Genomic DNA, 15,550 nt, shown 5'->3' with positions numbered 1-15,550 from the left:
TGATCAATCGGTATTCTTGATATTGCTTGCGCAGTAGTGGACATGGAAAGGATGAGCATGCAGCTGCAGGACATGTTGTATTCACAAGGCTTTGGCATTCGCCGTGTCTGCTCCGGCTTGGTGCAGCAAGGCTGGGTGGAACTGTGGAACCCGCAGACTTCTGACTGGGAGAAGGTCCTGGATTCCACCCAGCAGGTGGATCCCGAAGGTCTGCGCTTCAAGGTGCAAAGCGTGGAGTGGGAGTATCACGAGCTGGGTTATGTGCTGCTGAACAAGCCTGCTGGCACCGAATGCTCGCAAAAGCCATCGGCCTATCCCAGCATCTACACCTTGCTGCCAGCTCCGCTGCGTCAACGACCCAACAAAGGGGCGGTGCAAGGTGTTCAGGCGGTGGGGCGTCTGGATCAGGATACGACGGGCATGCTGCTGCTCAGCGACGATGGCCAGTTCATCCACCGCATGTCGTCGCCCAAAAAGCATGTCTCCAAGGTTTACCGGGTGACTTGCAAGCATCCGGTGGATGCCAAGCAGATACAGCGGCTGCTGGATGGTGTCGTGCTCGATGATGATCCCAAGCCCGTCAAGGCAGCGGCCTGCGAGCAGGTGGATAGCCATGTGCTGGATCTGACGCTGACCGAGGGCAAGTATCACCAGGTCAAGCGCATGATTGCGGCTGTGAGCAATCGGGTCGAAGGTCTGCATCGCAGAAGAATCGGTGGCCTGGAGTTGCCCGCAGAGCTGGAGCCTGGCCAATGGCGCTGGCTTACGGCGGATGAGCTGGAATTGTTCAAGCCGGGCAAGTAAGACAAAGCAAGATAAAAAGCCTGCTGGCTTGCGCCAGCAGGCTTTCTGATTGGCGACAGGGGAAATCAGTGCCGCTGCGCAGGGAGCATGGACGCCTGCTGGAGCTTGCCCGAAGTTTGCAGCGCAGCGCCGGGCAGGAATTCGATGCCGGTGCGGCGCACCAGCTCCGCGTAGCTGATGGGCTCGGTGACACGGGCCGCATCATCATTGGCCTGCCAGTGCGCCCAGGCACGCTGGCTCTGAGCGTCATAAACCAGCTTGTAGAGAAAGCTGGGCACACGCACCTGGTTGTGGCCGACGGAGGCTGTATTGGTATCAAAGACCGGGCCGGTGATGATGTAGACATCGCCCTGAGCCCGTTGCGCATAGCTGCGCGTGTCTTTTTCGATGCGGGCCCAGGGGCCGCCGTTCTGCTTGATGGACTGGGGCACCATATTGGCCAGCGAGAAGCTCTGGGCCATGGCCTGTGCGCTCGGCATGTCGCCAGCGGGAGCCATGTGGCCGCGTGAGTAGCCGGAGCGCTTGTAGTCGTCCAGCTCGGCGCGTTCATCGCGGGGCAGGCGGGCATCGCTGTAGAACTTGTTGGTGCGCTTTTCGTCGGCATCGGCGACCAGGGCCTTGTTCAGACGTTGAGCAACGAAGACGGGCGTCTTGCTCTGGCCGCTGTGCAGCACGGCAAAAGCGTCATAGCACAGCGCACGCAGCTTGGGCTGATCGCTGAGCACGGGGGCCTTGCCATTGGCAAAGAACTGCGGGCATTGCTCAAAGCCCTGGGTGCTGCGCGTGGGATTGCTGACCTGGATGAGCGATGCGGTGCTGGCCGCTGCCGAGGGTACAGGCATCCGGGCGGAGCAGGCCACACTGCCGATGGCCAGCATTGCGATGCCGGCATGGCGCAGCCATAGTGGGGGTCGTGAGGAGAAAGAGGAGAGCGGTGCTGAAAAAGCGGAAGACATGCGCGAAGAAGGCCGAGGGAGATGAAAAGAGTGCCAGCAGCCCAGGCGCAAGAGCGAGTCTGGCCGTCATCGAGGAGGAGTGATTGCTACTTGAATAAGAGCTGCTTGCGCAAGCTTTGAAAGCTTTTCAAGGTGAAAGTTTCCTGAAAAGCTTTGTAATAAAGCGCTAAATGCTCATATTTTATGAGGGGTGGACTTTGCCGCAGTCCTGTCCCTGCTTACGTCGCCAAGCTTCGGATCCCTGAGGGCGTTCCATGCATGAGCAGGATCTGCAGTGCGGCTTGGGTTTGCAGATGCAGCTGCTTGAGCGCCTCGTCTTTCTGGGGCGGCAAAATGTACTGGCCCTGTGCGTTCCTGGCATAGGGCTTGCCCAGAATGTCGGCCATGTCGATCTGGTAGTAGCTGCGGTCGCCATACGGCCGCTTGCCGTCGATATAGGGCAAGGGCCAGATCGCCTGGCCGTCTTCCTCCTCGGCCAAGACATAAGGCAGGTCATCGGCACCGACTTCTCGCCACAGGGCGGCATGCAGCAGCGTCAGGTGTTCGGGACGAAAGTCGAAGCTGCTGTCTGGCGCCTGACCTGAGAAGTCGGGCGGCAAGGCATAGCGACCGGGCGCCAAGGTGGCGGTGGCCACAAACTGCGGCAGCCAAAGGCAGACCTCGGCCAGGAGCCTGGTGGCGAGAGCTGGATCGTGACTGCGCAGCACCTGCTGGGCCGTGTCGAGGGTGGACAGATCGCCGCCCAAGGGCTGCACGGGATCGAAGCCGGGTGCCCCAGACTCTACGGGCATCCACTGCACCCGCAGCAGGCGCATCAGCTGCAGATGCTGGGCGCTCAGCGGCGGCAGCGCCTGGCTGAAGACCATCTGGATCACGGCTCGACGTTCGGTACTGCCCTGACGCTTGCGCAGCCACGACCAGCTCAAGGCGCCGGTTGCCGCAACTGCCAGGGTGGAGAGTGTGGAGATCAGCAGCCTGCGCTTCATGGGCGAAGGTTTTCAGTCATCGATGGAAGCGCTCCAGCGGTCGCCCCAGCCGCTGTTGTGCTGCACGCGGTCGATTTCGCGGCGGTCGCGCTTGGTGGGGCGGCCGGTGTGCTGGGCCGCCAGTGCTTCGGCGGGCTCAGGTGCCAGACGGCGCTGCTCGGCCAGCTGTTCGCGCTGGGCAATGCTTTGCGCCGTTTCCTCGTATAGCTGTTGGGCCACGGGTGCCGGGCCGCGCATGCCGCTCAGCCCGCGCACTATGACTTCCCTGGGAATATTGCCCTGGCGCAGGTGGATGTGGTCGCCCGGGCGGATTTCACGCGAGGCCTTGGCATTGGCGTTGTTGACCGTGACCCGGCCTTTGCCAATCTCCTCCACAGCCAGGCTGCGGGTCTTGTAGAACCGCGCGCACCACAGCCATTTGTCCAGACGCATGGATTCAGTTTCACTCATATCGGTATTTTGCGGCGTGAAGGGATGGCGATTCAAGTCAGAGCAGTATCCATGTCCTGGGCATCGCCATTGTGCAGGGGCAGCTGAATCAGCGCCTGCAGGCCACGCACGCGGCCGAGTTCGTCGTGCAGGTTGCGCAGCTCGATCTGGCCGCCCAGGGTCTGCACGATCTCCTGGCAGATCGCCAGGCCCAGGCCCGAGCCGCTGCGCGTGTTGCCCGCCGAAAAGGGCTGGAACAGTCGCTGGGCCAGTTCATCGTCGATGCCGCTGCCGCTGTCTTCGATACTCAGCTGCGCCATGCCGTCGTGCGCGCGCACATCGATCTGCAGACTTCCGTGCCTGGGGGTGTGGCGTATGGCGTTGTGCAGCAGGTTGCGGGTCAGCTCGCGCAGCATCCATTCATGGGCGGCCACGCAGCAGGCCTGGGTTTCGATGCCGAAGTCCATGTCGTGATCGGCAATCAGCGGCGACAGCTCCAGCGCCACGTCGCGCACGATATCGTCGAGCTGGGCCAGCATGGCGCTGCTCTGGTTGCTGTCTTCCTGGCGCAGCTGCTCGACCTTGGCCAGGGCCAGCATCTGATTGGCGACGCGGGTGGCGCGGTCCACCGTGTCGTCAATCTCGGCAAAGGCCTGGGCCGGAGGAATATCGCCGCGCTTGGCTGACTGAACCTGAACCTTGAGCACGGCCAGCGGCGTGCGCAGCTGGTGCGAGGCGTCGCGCACAAAGCGCTTCTGATTGCTCAGCAGGCCTTGCAGGCGCTGCATGGTCTGGTTGGTGGCTTCCAGCAGGGGCTGGACTTCGCGCGGGACCTCGGGCGCAGCCAGCGGACTCAGATCCCCCTGGGCACGGCCTTGCAGGTCCTGGCTGAGCTGGCGTATGGGCTGGGTGGCGCGCTGCACCACGATGATGACGATCAGGGCGACGACCAGTACCAGCAGGGCTTGACGAATCAATGTGTCACGCAGAATCTGCAAGGCCAGGGATTCGCGCAGTTCCAGGGTTTCGGCCACCTGGATCACGGCCATGCCGCGTCCGTTGGCACTGGCAACCGGCTGCAGCAGCACGGCCACGCGCACGGGGTGGCCGCGAAACTCGTCGTCGTAGAAGTCCACCAGCGCCGCATAGGGCGGGCGCTGCGGAATCCTGCCGTTCCAGACTGGCAGTTCCTCGAAGCCGGAGATCAACTGTCCGTCCAGCGTGGAGACGCGGTAGAACATGCGGCTCTGGTTGTCAGCCTCGAAAATTTCCAGTGCCGAATAGGGAACGATGGCGCGCAACTGTGCCTGATCGTCGTATCCCGTGACGCCGATTTGCTCGCTGATGCTTTTGGCCGAGGCCAGCAGGGTTCTGTCGTAAGCCGTGTGCAGCGATGCCAGGGTTTGCTGATAGAGGCTCCAGGCGTTGAGGGCAATCAGCGCCAGCACAGGCAGCAAGATGCCGGTGAGCAGCAGGCGCCGCAGTGACCAGGCCGTCTTGAGCCGCGCTTTGGCACCAGCCGCTGTCATGCGGCCGCCTCGGCCTTGACCAGATAGCCCAGTCCGCGCAGTGTGACCAGTTGCACGCCGGTGCCGCCCAGCTTTTTGCGCAGCCGGTAGGCCACGACTTCCACGGCCTCGTATTGCACATCGACCTCGCCGGGGAAGACCAGACTGAACAGCCGCTCCTTGGTGACCGCATGGCCGGGGCGGGCCAGCAGCGCATGCATCATGGACAGCTCGCGCGGGGTCAGCTCCAGGACCTTGTCGTCGAGATAAATGGCGCCGCTTTCCTTTTCATAGCGCAATGCGCCCAGGGTGATAACTTCAGAGGCCGATCTGGGTGTGAAGCTATCCTGGCTGCGGCGCAGCAGGGCGCGCAGGCGTGCTTCCAGTTCGTCGAGGTCAAAGGGCTTGGCCAGATAGTCGTCGGCACCGGCGTTCAGCCCCATGACGCGGTCGCCCACGGTGCCACGTGCCGTCAGTATCAGTACCGGTGTGCGCAGGCCCAGGGCCCGGGCGCGCTCCAGCACCTGCAGGCCGTCGAGGCCGGGCAGGCTCAGGTCCAGCACCACGGCATCGGGTTCGCGGGTCTGCCAGTGAGCAAGGGCACTGGGGCCGTCGGCCGCCACATCCACATGCAGCCCGCGGCGCATCAGGGTGCGCTGCAGCGTGGTGCGCATGGCGGAATCATCTTCAACAAGCAGTAATTGCATGGAGCCGAACATAGCACTGCGCTGCGAATGCGAAGACAAGTCGTGAAACTACCGGGCTTGCTTAAGGGATAGCCCTAGGTGATTGGACAGCCGTTTGACAGGCAGGCTGTCCATGATTGCATTCACCAACTACATAAGGAGTACATCATGCGTCGTGATACGTTTCTGAAGTCTCTGGCAGCCCTGGCGGCGGCCGGTGCTTTGCCCCTGTCGGCCCAGGCAGCGGCAGCCATCAAGATGATGCTGCCCGCCAACCCTGGTGGCGGCTGGGACACGACAGGCCGTGCCTTGGGCAAGGCCTTGCAGGACGCAGGTGTGGCTTCTTCCGTCACTTATGACAACAAGGGCGGCGCTGCCGGCGCCATCGGTCTGGCCCAGTTCGTCAACGGCAGCAAGGGCGATCCCAATGCCATGATGGTCATGGGCGCCGTGATGCTGGGCGGCATCATTACCGGCAAGCCTCCCGTCAACCTGAGCCAGGCCACGCCTCTGGCGCGCCTGACCAGCGAGTACAACGTGTTTGTGCTGCCCGCCAATTCGCCCTACAAGAATATGGCGGAAGTGGTGGCCCAGCTCAAGAAGGACCCTGGATCCATCAAGTGGGGCGGTGGCTCGCGCGGCTCCACCGAACACATTGCTGCGGCCATGATTGCCCGTGAAGTGGGGGTGGACCCAGCCAAGATCAACTACGTGGCTTTCCGTGGGGGCGGCGAGGCCATCTCCGCCATTCTGGGCGGCAACGTCACCGTGGGCGGCAGCGGCTTCAGCGAGTTTGCGGAATACATCGCAACCGGCAAGATGAAGCCCATCGGCGTGACTTCGGCTCAACGCCTCAAGGGTGCGGCCTCCAGCATTCCCACGCTCAAGGAGCAGGGCATCAATGTGGAAATCGGCAACTGGCGCGGTGTGTATGGCGCGCCCGGCATTTCCAAGGCCCAGCGCGACGAACTGGTCGCCCAGATCGAAAAAGCCACCAAGAGCAAGGCCTGGGCCGAAGCGCTGCAGAAGAACGACTGGACACCTGCCTGGCTGGGCGGCGATGCCTTTGGCAAGTTCGTGGATGACGAGTTCGCCAGCCTGCGCGCCACCATGGCCAAGTCCGGCATGATCTGATGATCACCAGGCCGCTGCGTTCTGCAGCGGCCTCTGGCGCGTGAACACGCTCCAGGGACATAGCACAGGGCTTGCGACTTCAGCCCTGATCGCGTTGTGTCCTGCTGTTTTCCCCCGCACTGATTGATGGCCTGCCCCTGACGGCGCAAGCCAGGGTTTGTGCAACCCCATGATGCCGTGAGAGCTACTGGCAAGTTTGCTCTGACGGGTTCCGAAAACCATTGAAATCAAACACATTCATCATGTCTGATTCATTCCAAGATCTGGCCCGGGCAGCGGAGGCCGCACAGGTTTCGGCCTATGCAGACCCCGATGAGCCGCAAAGCCCCAATGTACCGTCCAAAAGAGCGCAAACCATTGTCGGTTCGGGCGTGCTGCTGGTCGCTGTCGGCCTGGCTGTCGGCGCACTGCAGATTCCTTCCGATTCGGGATATGGCGGCGTCGGCCCCAACTTTGTGCCCTGGCTGTGCGCCATCGTGCTGGCCGTTTGCGGTGCGCTGTTGATCTGGGAAGCTCGGAGCGGCGGTTTTCGCCATGCGGCGGATCCTGGCGGCCATGCCAAGGCGGATATATTGTCTTTTGTCTGGGTTTCTGCAGGTCTGCTGATCAATGCGGCTTTGATTGGAACCGTCGGCTTTATCTTCAGCTGCACGATTTGCTATGTCTTGGCCGTGCAGGGCCTGCGCCGCGCCGCGCATCAGCCTCAGGCCTCTGAAATCGGTACCTGGGTGAAGGATGTGATCACTGGCTTGCTGATTTCAGCGCCCGTTTTCTGGATGTTTACTCAGTTCCTGGCAATCAATCTGCCTGGCTTGACTCAGACGGGGTGGCTGTAATGGATATCTTCAATGCTTTGATGGCAGGCTTTGCCACCGCCATCACGCCCGCCAATCTGTTGTGGGCCCTGGTGGGCTGTGCCCTGGGTACGGCTGTGGGCGTGCTGCCCGGTATCGGCCCGGCCGTGGCAGTGGCCATGCTGCTGCCCATCACCGCCAAGGTGGATGTGACGGCTTCCATGATCTTTTTTGCCGGCATCTACTACGGTGCCATGTATGGCGGCTCGACCACCTCGATTCTGCTGAACACGCCCGGCGAGACGGCGTCCATGGTCACGGCCATGGAGGGCAACAAGATGGCCAAGAGCGGCCGAGCGGGCGCGGCGCTGGCAACCGCCGCCATCGGCTCGTTTGTCGCGGGGACCTTTGCCACCGTGGTGGTGACCATGTTCGCTCCCTATGTCGCCGACTTTGCCGTGAAGCTGGGCCCGCCCGAGTACTTCATGCTCATGGTGCTGGCCTTCACCACCGTGAGCGCCGTGCTGGGCCAAAGCTCGCTGCGCGGCATGACGGCACTGTTTGTCGGCCTGGCTGCAGGCTGCATCGGCATGGATCAGATCTCCGGTGCCGCGCGCTATACCGGCGGCAAGATGGAACTGCTGGACGGCATCGACATCGTGCTGGTGGCCGTGGGTCTGTTTGCCGTGGCTGAAGTGCTGTATGCCGCCATGTATGAAGGCAAGGTCGAGGAGTCGCAGAACAAGCTGACCCGTGTGCACATGACCAAGCGTGACTGGAAGCGTTCCTGGCCCGCCTGGATGCGCGGCACGCTGCTGGGTACACCGTTTGGCTGCATTCCCGCTGGCGGCACCGAGATCCCGACCTTTCTGAGCTACGCGACCGAGAAGAAGCTGGCCAAGGGCGAAGACAAGGCCGAGTTCGGCGGCAAGGGCGCCATCGAAGGCGTGGCCGGTCCGGAGGCTGCCAACAATGCCACCGTGACCGCAGCCCTGATTCCGCTGCTGACGCTGGGTATTCCCACCAGCAACACCACGGCCGTGCTGCTGGGCGCCTTCCAGAACTACGGTATCAACCCCGGCCCCCAGCTGTTCACCAGCTCGGCGGCCCTGGTCTGGGCGCTGATTGCCTCGCTGTACATCGGCAACGTGATGCTGCTGGTGCTCAACCTGCCCATGGTGGGTCTGTGGGTCAAGCTGCTGAAGATTCCGCGTCCCCAGCTGTATGCCGGCATCTTGATCTTTGCAACGGTCGGTGCCTACGGCATGCGCCAGAGCGCGTTCGACCTGTTCCTGCTCTACGGCATTGGCTTGCTCGGTGTGATCATGCGCCGCTTCGACTTCCCCACCGCTCCCGTGGTGGTGGGCATGATCCTCGGCCCCTTGGCGGAAGCGCAGATGCGCAATGCAGTGTCGATTGGCGAAGGCAGCTGGTGGATCTTCCTGCAGCGTCCCATGTCGCTGACGCTGATCATCATCGTGCTGGCCGTACTGATCATTCCCCGTGTGCTCAAGCGCCTGTCGGAGGCCAAGCAGGCCCGGGAGGCAAGCGCCGCCTGAGTCCCGTTTCCTAGCCTGCTGCGGGTGCTGTACGCATGGAGCCCGTTGCATTCATATCCCCTGTTCGGTGAGCTGGACAGGGGATTTTTTTTATGGAGGCCGGCTAAAGCATGCTTTGAATGCGCTAGCTGGAGGTCTGTGCCGATGGTTTTGGGGCAATGTCGCCCTACCATGGCGCAATGATGGAAATGAGCCAACGGCTACCCAACGATTTCGCTTGCGAGCTGCCCGACGATGCCGACGGCATCTATGCATTGGCGGCACGGTCCATGTTTCAGCTGTTCTCGTCAATGAGCCAGGGCATGTTTCTGGTCGACAGAAGCGGGCGCATTGTCTGGGTCAACAAAGGCTACGAGCGTTTTTTGCCACGCCTGGGAGTAGCCGGCGTGGGCGATTTTCTCGGGCATAAGGTGGAGGAGGTCATCCCCAACACGCAGATGCGCAGCGTGCTGGAGACCGGCAAGCCGGTCCTGATCGATCTGCTGACCAATAGCGCCGGAACCTTTGTCGTCAGCCGCCTGCCGCTGCATGACGATGAAGGTGGCGTGATCGGTGCCATCGGCATTGTGCTGTTCGATCAGCCCGAGACGACCTTGCAGCCGCTGATCAGCAAGTTTGCGATGCTGCAGCGCGATCTCGATGAAGCGCGGCGCGAGCTGGCTGCCCAGCGCAGCCGCAGCCTGCAGGCGTCCGTACAGGGTTCGCGCCGCAGCAAATACAGCTTTGCCAGCTTTGTGGGCAGCAGCCCGGCTGCGGTCGAGGTCAAGCGCCAGGCGCGACGGGCGGCCCAGTCCCTGAGCCCGGTGCTGCTGCTGGGCGAGACCGGTACCGGCAAGGAGGTGCTGGCCCATGCCATCCATGCCGCATCGGCTCGGTCTGCCGGTCCTTTTGTGAGCGTCAATATCGCGGCCATTCCCGAAACGCTGCTGGAGGCTGAATTCTTCGGCGTGGCTCCGGGCGCATTCACCGGAGCCGACCGCAAGACGCGCGATGGCAAGTTCAAGCTCGCCGATGGCGGCACCCTGTTTCTCGACGAAATCGGCGACATGCCCGCCAGTCTGCAGGCCAAGCTGCTGCGGGCCTTGCAGGAGGGAGAGATCGAGCCGCTGGGCTCCAACCAGATCGTGCATTTCGATGTACGCGTGGTGGCCGCCACCTCTCGGGATCTGTTGCAGATGGTGCGCGAGGGGCGCTTCCGGGAAGACCTGTTCTACCGGCTGCATGTGCTGCCCGTGCGCGTGCCGCCGCTGCGCGAGCGCAGCAGCGATATCCCGGCCCTGGTGGAAATGCTCTGCGAGGACCTGGCGCTGCGCAACGACATGGTTCCGCCGGAGCTGGGAAAGGGGGCGCTGGAATTGCTGGTCGCACAGGCCTGGCGCGGCAATATTCGCGAGCTGCGCAATGTGCTGGAGCAGGCAGCCATGCGCTGCGATGACTCGCACATTGATGCCGGCCTGCTGGCACAGGTGCTGCGCTCGTCAGGGGTAGAGCTGCAGGTTCCGCATCGGCAGCCCTTGGCGCAGGAACCCGTGGCTGCGGCAGGCGATTTGCTCAAGCCGCTTGCCGAGCAAATGGCCGAGCTCGAAGCCCGTGCGATAAGGGCCGCGATGCAGGCCCATGGAGGCAACAAGCTGGCCGTTGCAAGGACGCTCGGCATATCGCGCGCCAAGCTCTACGACCGGCTCGAGAAGCTGAATTTCTGAGCCATGCTAGGGATTGCCCTTGGTGGGTAGGACTTGGTTTGTTTTTATAGTTATAAAAAATATCTAATTTGAGTCCGGAGACAGCATGGCATTGGTACAAGGGCAGGAGTTGTGGAGGCCCACGCAGCAGCAGCAGGAGCAAAGCGGCCTGTGGCATTACATGGACTGGCTGCGCGACAGCCGTGGCCGTGACTTCTCCGACTATGAAGCGCTGTGGCAATGGTCGGCGACGGATATCGAAGGCTTTTGGCGCTCCATCTGGGACTATTTCGGGATCCAGGCCGACGGCGATCCCAGCCGGGTGTTGAGCACGCACCAGATGCCCGGTGCGCAATGGTTTCTGGACACTTCTCTCAACTACGCCGAACATATCTTTCGCAACGCCAGCGATGCACGCCCCGCCATCATTGCGCGTTGCGAAGGGAACGCACCTGTAGAGGTTTCCTGGCAACAGCTGCAGCGTGACGTGGGAGCGCTGGCCGCCACGCTGCGCAAGCTGGGCATAGGGCCCGGCGATCGCGTGGTGGCCTATCTGCCCAATGTGCCTCAGACCGTGGTGGCGTTTCTGGCCTGTGCCAGCATCGGCGCCATCTGGTCCAGTTGCGCGCCGGAGATGGGCGTATCCGTGGTGCTGGATCGCTTCCAGCAGATTGCGCCCAAGCTGATTTTCGCGACCGACAGCTATAGCTATGCCGGCAGGCAGTTCGATCGCCGTGAAGTGCTGGACGAGGTGCTCCAGGGTCTGCCCGATATTGCCCGGGTGATTCATGTGCCGGGGCCCTTGTTCGGCAGCGATGCCGAACACGCGGCCGTGCCCTGGCGTGACTGCATGAGTTGGGCCGATGCGACGTGCCATGCAGCGCCGCTGCAGTTCGAGCGCGTGCCGTTCTCCCATCCGCTGTGGGTGGTGTACTCCTCGGGAACCACCGGCCTGCCCAAGGCTATGGTGCACAGTCATGGCGGCATCGTGCTCACCCATCTCAAAACCAATCGCCTGCAGCACGACGTGTTGCCCGGCGATCGTTTCATGTTCCTGGGCAGCACGGGCTGGATTGTCTGGAACCTGATGATAGGCAGCCTGCTGGCCGGCGCGACCGTGGTCCTGTCCGACGGCAACCCGACGGCGCCGAGCGACGATGCGCTCTGGGACTTCATCGACCAATACCAGGTCAGCATCTTCGGTTGCGGTGCGGCCTTCCTCACCAAGAGCATGAAGGATGGCGTCTCGCCGAAGAAGGGGCGCCAGTTCGAGAAGCTGCGTGCCATCAACTCCACGGGCTCGCCGCTGCCTCTCGATGCCTATGCCTGGGTCTACGAGAACGTCAAAAATGATCTGTGGCTGGCCTCGATCAGCGGCGGCACGGATATCGCCTCGGGCTTTGTGGCCTGCGCGCCCATACTGCCCGTCAACGCGGGCGAGATTCAGTGCCGCGAGCTGGGTGTGGCCGCCTATGCCTTCAATGAACAGGGGCAGAGCGTGGTCGGCGAAGTCGGCGAACTGGTGATTACCGAGCCCATGCCCTCCATGCCCGTGTTCTTCTGGAACGACGAGAGCGGGGGGCGCTACCACGACAGCTATTTCGACGTGTTTGCCGGCTGCTGGCGCCATGGTGACTGGATCGAGTTCAGCGAGCGCGGCACGGCCGTGATCTACGGACGCTCGGACAGCACCATCAACCGCTTCGGCATACGCATGGGAACGGCGGAGATCTACCGTGTCGTCGAGGAGCTCGAAGCCGTCAAGGACAGCCTGGTGGTCGACCTCGAATATCTGGGCCGACCTTCCTTCATGCCGCTGTTCGTGACTCTGGCCGAAGGCCAGGCATTGACGGACGAGCTGACCGCCCAGATCAGGAACGCCATCAAGACCAAGGCTTCGGCACGCCATGTGCCCAATGTGGTGGTACAAGTGGCCGAGATTCCGCGCACCCTCACCGGCAAGAAGATGGAGGTGCCTGTGCGCAAGCTGCTGCTGGGAGCGGACGCGGCCAAGGTGGCCAGCCCCGATGCCATGGCCAACCCATCCAGCATTGATTTCTTCATTCAATTTCGAGAGCAGGTGCCGCAGGCGTGACAGGCGCTTGAGGCTGATTTGACTCAATACCCAAAGCAGACCCACCCATGAACCATCAAGATCTGATCGCCATCGATTTCCACACCCATGCGGAAGTCAGCTGCCGCAATCCCTTTGACAGCTACGGCGAGGAGTACGACCGCGCGGCCGACAAATACTTCGGCAGCTCGCTGCGCCCGACGATCGCCGAAACCATTGCCTATTACCGCGAGCGCAAGATCGGTCTGGTGATGTTCACGGTGGACAGCGAGGCGCAACTGGGTCGCCGCCGCATCCCCAACGAAGAGATTGCCGATGCCGCGCGCGAGAACAGCGACATGATGGTGGCGTTCGCCAGCATCGACCCGCACAAGGGCAAGATGGGCGCACGCGAGGCCGAGCGCCTGATCACCGAATGCGGCGTCAAGGGCTTCAAGTTCCATCCCACAGTGCAGGGCTTCCATCCCTATGACCGCATGGCCTGGCCCATCTACGAGGTCATCAACCACTACAAGCTGCCCGCCATCTTCCACACCGGCCACAGCGGCATCGGCAGCGGCATGAAGTGCGGCGGCGGTCTGCGCCTGGCCTACAGCAACCCCATGCTGCTGGACGACGTGGCCGTGGACTTCGGCGATATGCAGATCGTCATGGCCCACCCGAGCTTTCCCTGGCAGGACGAGGCGATCTCGGTGGCGCTGCACAAGCCCAATGTTTGGATCGATCTTTCGGGCTGGAGTCCCAAGTATTTCCCCAAGCAGCTGGTGCAGTACGCCAACACCCTGCTCAAGGACCGTGTGTTGTTCGGCAGCGACTTCCCGCTGATCACGCCCGAGCGCTGGATGAAGGACTTCGAGGTCGCCGGCTTCAAGCCCGAGGTCATGCCCGGCATTCTCAAGGACAACGCCGTGCGGCTGCTGGAGCTGGACAGAAAACGCGATGCCGCATGAAAGCCACAAGGATCACCCCGGTGATCCTTTTTCTCGATGGCGGCATCAAAGTGCCCGTCATCCATGAGGTCGTTCCCCTTCATGGAGAGCGCCTCGACCTCGTCGTAAATCTTGTCTGGAAGCTCCATTTCACTACCCCTTGGCGCGCTTTTTTACGAATTCCAGGTACTTTTTGTCCTCTCCCTCAAATGCCCGATTCCCGTATGCCTCATATTGTGGATAGAAAAGCTTGTACGCCTCGTCCAATTCACCGCACTCAAAGTGTATGGTCGCCTCAAGGAAGTTCACATATTCCTCTGCTGCCACTCCAGATCCATATGCATTTTTCACTATGTTGAGCCAGAGTTTTGCCTTTTCAGTCTGCCCGGTTGACCTATAGAAAACAGCTATTCCATATGAGGCTGACTGCGAAAAATCATATTCAAGTTTAGGCTCCGGAATTGCATCCCAAGAAGCCAAGAAGTCACGCTCTGCAAGCTCAATGTCCCCCGCTAGCCAGGCTTTTCTTCCTGAAACTGCCAGGGCGACGATTGCTTGCTCTTGGTCTTCACTAAGTTCGGTTGACATGGTTGCTCTTTTGCCTCAGGGGTTCTGTACTGGTGCGCGCAATAAGCGGCTCACAGGAGCCGCCTTGGCGCTACTTCATCAACTCCCCAAGGGCCACGTTGGAAAACTGCAGGCACTGCGCTGAGATTGTTCACTCATAGTTGATTTTTGCATCACGGCCAAGATGCTCTGCCAACCACTTATCCCGTCTTTCGCCGGCGAGTCCAATATCGGACACATCCTCATAACCGTACTCCAGTGAGAACTTTCCATCTTTGTCAACAGTTAGTGTCACTGAGCTCCATGGCTCATTGCCGGTTCCAGCAAAAGCCTTTCTCAATTTGAAAAGGAGTTCGTCTAGTTCATCTATGTTGTCATAGATGTGATAGATCTCGCCGTTCTCAGCTTGGTAGAAAATTTCAGTTCCAGATACATCATCGAGCATCTCGGCGGTAGCCCAAATTTTCTTAAAGTTCCCGGGCACAGCGTCCACTGCGGCTTGGCCAATCTCAGGATAAAGTGCTTCAATCTCGGGCGTCATAATCAACCTCCAGGTGCATTTCTAAATATTTTTGCTGGCTTTGGTTTTCCATCAATCCATTGCCTTACTTTGAGAGTGTCTGGGCGAAGGGAATCTCCCTTGAAGGAAGGTGATACCTCAACGCGAACGGACTTGCCATCTTTGATTGCCCTTTCCCAAGAATTCTCGAGTTTTCTGTATGCCGAATTGTCAAAATCGCCATTTTGCGCAAAATGATTGAAATCATCTTTTGGGCCATCGAATCTACGACCAATATAGTGCCCGCCTTGATCATCAGGCAATCGGTCAGGGCCGCCCGCTTGCTTCTGCGCTTTAGTGTTTCGTCCCTGACCTTTGTTGAGCTTTAGATCGCCTTCGACCTTTGTGACGCGCCCTTTCTCGTCTAGATGATAGGTGTAGCCATTCTTGGTAACGACCCTGCCTTGTTTGACCTTCCCTCCGGACTCCTCCTTCCGCGCTTTGCTAGCGGCTTCTTCCTTAGCCTTTCGTTGAGCTTCTTTCTCCGCCGCTTCCTTCGCTGCCCGATCTGCGGCCTCCTTGGCGGCCTTGGTCGAAGCCTCTTCAGCCGCCTTGGCGCCTCGTCGCGCGGCCTTGCCCGCAGTGCCAAACCAACCTGCGAATGGAATGGCCGAGACCAAGGATAGCGCCGCGCCAGCGTAGTCACCGCGCGCCAGGCTTCATGGCGGATTGAGCAAAGCCAGAAACGAGCCCTAAGGCGGTTGTTGATTTGTATTGAAATCAGTCACTGTCTGAATTAAAGACATTTATTGCCTGATTTTCAGACGATATAGAGCTGCGTATGGCGGCTCCTCAGAGGAAAACCAGACTGGCACGAAGACTGCTGTCTGCACACCATAGAAAGACAAGCGGACACACCGCATCCATCCTCAAGGAGACAACA

Annotated in this window: 15 protein-coding genes; 7 read left to right on the top strand and 8 right to left on the bottom strand. The window is 61.0% G+C overall.

Features of this window, described 5'->3' with window-relative positions; all coding sequences use genetic code 11:
• Positions 1–57: 57 nt before the first annotated feature.
• Positions 58–804: a 16S rRNA pseudouridine(516) synthase gene (locus AAIL67_RS22980; RefSeq protein ID WP_343485202.1), complete on the top strand. Its 747-nt coding sequence runs from the start codon at positions 58–60 to the stop codon at positions 802–804.
• A 65-nt stretch (positions 805–869) separates the two neighbouring features.
• On the opposite strand, the gene AAIL67_RS22975 is transcribed toward AAIL67_RS22980, so the two are convergent.
• The 5 genes from AAIL67_RS22975 to AAIL67_RS22955 all read right to left on the bottom strand — a co-directional run bounded on the left by AAIL67_RS22975 (position 870) and on the right by AAIL67_RS22955 (position 5,402).
• Positions 870–1,682, bottom strand: a complete 813-nt coding sequence (locus AAIL67_RS22975; RefSeq protein ID WP_343485204.1) for a DNA/RNA non-specific endonuclease — start codon at positions 1,680–1,682, stop codon at positions 870–872.
• Positions 1,683–1,978: 296 nt separating this feature from the next.
• Complete coding sequence (locus tag AAIL67_RS22970) at positions 1,979–2,746, bottom strand: hypothetical protein (RefSeq protein WP_343485201.1); 768 nt, start codon at positions 2,744–2,746, stop codon at positions 1,979–1,981.
• Positions 2,747–2,758: 12 nt separating this feature from the next.
• The gene (locus AAIL67_RS22965) at positions 2,759–3,196 is read right to left on the bottom strand and encodes an RNA-binding S4 domain-containing protein (protein WP_034357932.1); all 438 of its coding nucleotides are present in this window, start codon (positions 3,194–3,196) and stop codon (positions 2,759–2,761) included.
• A gap of 32 nt (positions 3,197–3,228) precedes the next feature.
• Complete coding sequence (locus AAIL67_RS22960; RefSeq protein ID WP_034357934.1) at positions 3,229–4,704, bottom strand: sensor histidine kinase; 1,476 nt, start codon at positions 4,702–4,704, stop codon at positions 3,229–3,231.
• Positions 4,701–5,402 carry a response regulator gene (locus tag AAIL67_RS22955; RefSeq protein ID WP_034357937.1) on the bottom strand — a complete coding sequence of 234 codons (702 nt, stop codon included), beginning with the start codon at positions 5,400–5,402 and terminating at the stop codon, positions 4,701–4,703. Before AAIL67_RS22955 ends, AAIL67_RS22960 begins: the two co-directional genes overlap by 4 nt.
• 135 nt (positions 5,403–5,537) lie before the next feature.
• Between AAIL67_RS22955 and AAIL67_RS22950 the strand changes: the two genes are divergently transcribed.
• The 6 genes from AAIL67_RS22950 (at position 5,538) to AAIL67_RS22925 (ending at position 13,562) form a co-directional block, all read left to right on the top strand.
• Complete coding sequence (locus tag AAIL67_RS22950) at positions 5,538–6,503, top strand: tripartite tricarboxylate transporter substrate-binding protein (protein WP_034357938.1); 966 nt, start codon at positions 5,538–5,540, stop codon at positions 6,501–6,503.
• Positions 6,504–6,745: 242 nt separating this feature from the next.
• Positions 6,746–7,339 (top strand): tripartite tricarboxylate transporter TctB family protein, encoded by a 594-nt coding sequence (locus AAIL67_RS22945; RefSeq protein WP_063665364.1) that lies wholly within the window; start codon positions 6,746–6,748, stop codon positions 7,337–7,339.
• The gene (locus AAIL67_RS22940; RefSeq protein WP_034392732.1) at positions 7,339–8,856 is read left to right on the top strand and encodes a tripartite tricarboxylate transporter permease; all 1,518 of its coding nucleotides are present in this window, start codon (positions 7,339–7,341) and stop codon (positions 8,854–8,856) included. The genes AAIL67_RS22945 and AAIL67_RS22940 overlap by 1 nt, the downstream gene beginning before the upstream one ends.
• A gap of 188 nt (positions 8,857–9,044) precedes the next feature.
• Complete coding sequence (locus AAIL67_RS22935) at positions 9,045–10,559, top strand: sigma 54-interacting transcriptional regulator (protein WP_343485200.1); 1,515 nt, start codon at positions 9,045–9,047, stop codon at positions 10,557–10,559.
• Positions 10,560–10,644: 85 nt separating this feature from the next.
• The gene (locus AAIL67_RS22930; RefSeq protein ID WP_343485199.1) at positions 10,645–12,633 is read left to right on the top strand and encodes an acetoacetate--CoA ligase; all 1,989 of its coding nucleotides are present in this window, start codon (positions 10,645–10,647) and stop codon (positions 12,631–12,633) included.
• A 47-nt stretch (positions 12,634–12,680) separates the two neighbouring features.
• Complete coding sequence (locus AAIL67_RS22925; protein WP_034357944.1) at positions 12,681–13,562, top strand: amidohydrolase family protein; 882 nt, start codon at positions 12,681–12,683, stop codon at positions 13,560–13,562.
• A gap of 132 nt (positions 13,563–13,694) precedes the next feature.
• Here AAIL67_RS22925 and AAIL67_RS22920 read toward each other — a convergent pair whose 3' ends face one another.
• The 3 genes from AAIL67_RS22920 to AAIL67_RS22910 all read right to left on the bottom strand — a co-directional run bounded on the left by AAIL67_RS22920 (position 13,695) and on the right by AAIL67_RS22910 (position 15,287).
• Positions 13,695–14,129 carry a hypothetical protein gene (locus AAIL67_RS22920; protein ID WP_343485198.1) on the bottom strand — a complete coding sequence of 145 codons (435 nt, stop codon included), beginning with the start codon at positions 14,127–14,129 and terminating at the stop codon, positions 13,695–13,697.
• Positions 14,130–14,259: 130 nt separating this feature from the next.
• Positions 14,260–14,649: an immunity protein YezG family protein gene (locus AAIL67_RS22915; RefSeq protein WP_343485196.1), complete on the bottom strand. Its 390-nt coding sequence runs from the start codon at positions 14,647–14,649 to the stop codon at positions 14,260–14,262.
• A gap of 2 nt (positions 14,650–14,651) precedes the next feature.
• Positions 14,652–15,287, bottom strand: coding sequence for a DNA/RNA non-specific endonuclease (locus AAIL67_RS22910; RefSeq protein ID WP_343485195.1), 636 nt, complete (start codon positions 15,285–15,287; stop codon positions 14,652–14,654).
• Positions 15,288–15,550: the final 263 nt, after the last annotated feature.

Source organism: Comamonas sp. A7-5 (assembly GCF_039581385.1).
GTDB classification, from domain to species: domain Bacteria; phylum Pseudomonadota; class Gammaproteobacteria; order Burkholderiales; family Burkholderiaceae_C; genus Comamonas; species Comamonas thiooxydans.
This window is presented reverse-complemented; position numbering and strand designations above follow the sequence as displayed.

Excerpts from the sequence above, each read along its gene's own strand:
- AAIL67_RS22935 (WP_343485200.1), top strand. The coding sequence starts at position 9,045 with ATGAGCCAACGGCTACCCAACGATTTCGCTTGCGAGCTGCCCGACGAT.
- AAIL67_RS22980 (WP_343485202.1), top strand. The coding sequence starts at position 58 with ATGCAGCTGCAGGACATGTTGTATTCACAAGGCTTTGGCATTCGCCGT.
- AAIL67_RS22955 (WP_034357937.1), bottom strand. The coding sequence starts at position 5,402 with ATGTTCGGCTCCATGCAATTACTGCTTGTTGAAGATGATTCCGCCATG.
- AAIL67_RS22945 (WP_063665364.1), top strand. The coding sequence starts at position 6,746 with ATGTCTGATTCATTCCAAGATCTGGCCCGGGCAGCGGAGGCCGCACAG.
- AAIL67_RS22925 (WP_034357944.1), top strand. The coding sequence starts at position 12,681 with ATGAACCATCAAGATCTGATCGCCATCGATTTCCACACCCATGCGGAA.
- AAIL67_RS22950 (WP_034357938.1), top strand. The coding sequence starts at position 5,538 with ATGCGTCGTGATACGTTTCTGAAGTCTCTGGCAGCCCTGGCGGCGGCC.
- AAIL67_RS22975 (WP_343485204.1), bottom strand. The coding sequence starts at position 1,682 with ATGCTGGCCATCGGCAGTGTGGCCTGCTCCGCCCGGATGCCTGTACCC.
- AAIL67_RS22970 (WP_343485201.1), bottom strand. The coding sequence starts at position 2,746 with ATGAAGCGCAGGCTGCTGATCTCCACACTCTCCACCCTGGCAGTTGCG.
- AAIL67_RS22915 (WP_343485196.1), bottom strand. The coding sequence starts at position 14,649 with ATGACGCCCGAGATTGAAGCACTTTATCCTGAGATTGGCCAAGCCGCA.
- AAIL67_RS22940 (WP_034392732.1), top strand. The coding sequence starts at position 7,339 with ATGGATATCTTCAATGCTTTGATGGCAGGCTTTGCCACCGCCATCACG.
- AAIL67_RS22960 (WP_034357934.1), bottom strand. The coding sequence starts at position 4,704 with ATGACAGCGGCTGGTGCCAAAGCGCGGCTCAAGACGGCCTGGTCACTG.
- AAIL67_RS22920 (WP_343485198.1), bottom strand. The coding sequence starts at position 14,129 with ATGTCAACCGAACTTAGTGAAGACCAAGAGCAAGCAATCGTCGCCCTG.
- AAIL67_RS22965 (WP_034357932.1), bottom strand. The coding sequence starts at position 3,196 with ATGAGTGAAACTGAATCCATGCGTCTGGACAAATGGCTGTGGTGCGCG.
- AAIL67_RS22930 (WP_343485199.1), top strand. The coding sequence starts at position 10,645 with ATGGCATTGGTACAAGGGCAGGAGTTGTGGAGGCCCACGCAGCAGCAG.